This is a genomic window from Halobacillus sp. BBL2006, assembly GCF_000786645.1.
Lineage (GTDB): Bacteria > Bacillota > Bacilli > Bacillales > Halobacillaceae > Halobacillus.
In genome coordinates, this window is sequence record NZ_JRNX01000215.1 from 1 (window position 1) to 2,955 (window position 2,955).

The following is a 2,955-nucleotide window of genomic DNA, read 5'->3' on the forward strand; positions in this document are numbered from 1 at the left end:
CAGATCATGAGACAGGGTTAACAAGCGAAAGAAGGAAGAAATGTAGCCAGATGGCTCAATGACGACAGTGAAAGAGAAGCTGCGTATCGCTTCTTTGATTAAGGTTGGTCAAAAAAATCTGTACCCTCATTATGATGGTACGGAGTTGACAGTTTCGTTCATATCAGGAGGCTCAGCGCACGCCCACGGAAAGCGAGGGATTTCCCGGACCTCCTTTTTCCATCAAAGGCAACGGAAACATGAAAAATCTTCGAAACTGAGTCTTCAAGATTAAGGAGCTTTAACCTAAAATAAAAGGCAACAAATCCACAAAAAAAGAGCCATCAGCAGGCGATATGCTGATGGCTCTTTTGCTTATTATCCGATTGGATGACGAGTAGCTTTACGGTCTTTGAATACGTGGACTTCTTCGTATCCCACAGACTTGGCGAGGTCGATCGCTTCTTCATATCGGTAGCCGATATGGTCAGGTTTGTGAGCATCGGAGCAGAGAACGATTCCAACTCCTTCATCCTTACAAATTTGAAAAAGCTCCGGATCGGGATACAATTTCCCTACAGGCTTTCGTAAACCAGCCGTGCTGATCTCGATACAAGTATTCGTAGTAGCCAGAGCTTTAGCTGCTCGTTTATATTGTTCACGCAGGAATTCGCGGTCAGCCGGTTCATATCCGAATACTTTTATGACATCGATGTGGCCGACAAAATCGAATAACCCTGATTCAGCAAGGGTGACAACTCTGTCAAAATATTGGCGATACACTTCATGGAGGTCTCTCTTCTCGTATTCTTCACGGTAAATCGCAAGGTCAATGCCCCATTCATCAATCCAATGGACAGAACCGATAACGTAATCAAAAGGTCGGGAAGAAATAAATGACTCCATTTCTTTCTCTTTACCTGGCATATAGTCCATCTCTATGCCCATTTTTATCGGAAGTCCAGCCTTTTCAGCTTCATCGAACATATCCTGATACGTTTTAAAATCCAGTGTGCGTCGATTGTTGACCCAGGGGTTAGAAAGAATGTCGCTGGTTTCATGAAAGAAGTAAGCGTGCTCAGAAATTCCAAGCTCCTCAATTCCCTCTTGTTTCGCTTTTTCTATGTACGTTTTCAAATACTCTACATCCAAATTTCCGGTCTCAGCCATGTGTACGTGATAATCTGTCCTCATGAATACCCTCCTTGATTGGTGTAAGATTTCATTCATCATATCAGACAAACAAGGAATCGACCAAATGAGATCATTTCCATAATTCTGCGGGAAGAAGAATGGGAGAGAAATATGTTAAAATAGTTAAGTTAGTAAACGCCCGAAGGGGATTGAGGTGTAACTGGAAATGAATAACACAAAGAGAATTACGGAAGGGGCTTTAATGACAGGCATTTATCTGCTATTGTTATTGGTAATTATTTTCATGCCAGGAATCATAGGATCTGTCTTGTTATTTACCCTGCCTGTTCCGTTCGTATTTTATAGTTACCGCCATGGATGGAAATCAGGAATATTGATGTTTGTCGCCTCCATTATCTTTACAACACTGTTTGCGACAGTCGTTTCTCTTCCTATAACCTTACTTGCCGGGATTGGCGGTCTTTTCTTAGGTGGAGCGATGCATCGAAAGCGTTCCCCATATGAAACATGGGCTGTAGGATCCGTCGGCTTCATCATTGGTATTGTAGGAATCTTTTTAATTACTCAACTGTTTTTCGGAATCAATTGGATGGACCAAATCCGTGACAGCCTGAATCAAGCGTTCACCATGACAGAAAACATGCTTGGCGGAATGTTAACTGGCGAAGATTCAGAACAACAGATGCAAATGATCAGAGAGCAAATCAACAGGCTGCCTGACATCATCCCGAGTGTATTAGCTGTGACGGGAATTTCCTTTGCTTTTGTCAGCCAATGGTTGACGTATAAACTGATCAATCGGATTGAGAATAAGAAATTCAGATTTTCTTCTTTCCTTAACTTCCGATTGCCTACATCCGTATTGTGGTATTACTTTATTGCTATGATCGTGAACTATGCCACCATGGAAGGAAACGGAATTTTTTATTTAGCAGCGATCAACGTCTTTACCTTGACGGGGATCCTCATAGCCCTACAAGGGTTTTCATTCATCTTTTTTTACGCACAAAAGAAAAAATGGTCGAAAGCCATACCAATCACAGCTGTTGTCCTTTCCTTGCTTCTTCCGCAAATCTTGCTGTACCTTGTACGAATCTTGGGTATAATTGATATAGGATTTCCGTTAAGGAAGCGTGTTCAAGAGAAGAAATAAATATAGCTCGCATAAGATGGTAGGAGCTGAAAAGTAATGCCTAATTTTTTTAAAAAACCAACAATGAGTGGTCACTTGTGGATCATTTATTTGATTTCGCTCATATTGCTCGGATTCATTTGGTATTACCAGTGGATGCTCGGATTAATGATGACGTTATTCCTTGCTGCATCCATTTTTTATAGTGTCCGAACAGAGCAGAATATGATCACTGAAACGGAAGAGTATATATCGACGTTATCCTATCGGGTCAAAAAAGTTGGGGAAGAAGCTTTACTGGAGATGCCGATTGGGATCATTTTATTCAGTGATAATTTCACTGTGGAATGGGCCAATCCCTACATGAACAGGTTCACTGACCAAGATACCATCGTAGGTAAATCGTTGAAGGATATTTCCGATAAGTTGATTGCGCCTATTAAGGAAGACTTGGATGAGGTTTGGATTAATGTGGATGGGTATAAACTCCAGACGATCATTAAGAAAGACGAGCGCCTGCTTTATTTATTCGATCGTACCCAACAAACAGAAATTCATGACCTCTATAAAAACGAACAAACCGTCTTATCAATCATCTTCTTAGATAACTATGAAGAGATTACCCAGGGGATGGATGACACAGCTAAGAGTCATATCAACTCCCAGGTGACATCGATCTTAAATAATTG

The 2,955-nt window shown here is 41.2% G+C and carries 2 protein-coding genes and 1 pseudogene; 2 read left to right on the forward strand and 1 reads right to left on the reverse strand.

The genetic code is table 11. The features are described from left to right. Window positions 1-357: 357 nt before the first annotated feature. A complete protein-coding gene (locus LD39_RS07400) occupies window positions 358-1,173 on the reverse strand; it encodes a histidinol-phosphatase HisJ family protein (RefSeq protein ID WP_035544664.1) in 816 nt (271 codons plus the stop codon). Window positions 1,174-1,339: 166 nt separating this feature from the next. Between LD39_RS07400 and LD39_RS07405 the strand changes: the two genes are divergently transcribed. Both LD39_RS07405 and LD39_RS07410 read left to right on the forward strand, forming a co-directional pair. Beyond that, window positions 1,340-2,287, forward strand: coding sequence for a YybS family protein (locus tag LD39_RS07405; protein WP_035544665.1), 948 nt, complete (start codon window positions 1,340-1,342; stop codon window positions 2,285-2,287). A gap of 36 nt (window positions 2,288-2,323) precedes the next feature. Next, a pseudogene (locus tag LD39_RS07410) lies at window positions 2,324-2,955 on the forward strand (hypothetical protein); the annotation flags it as partial.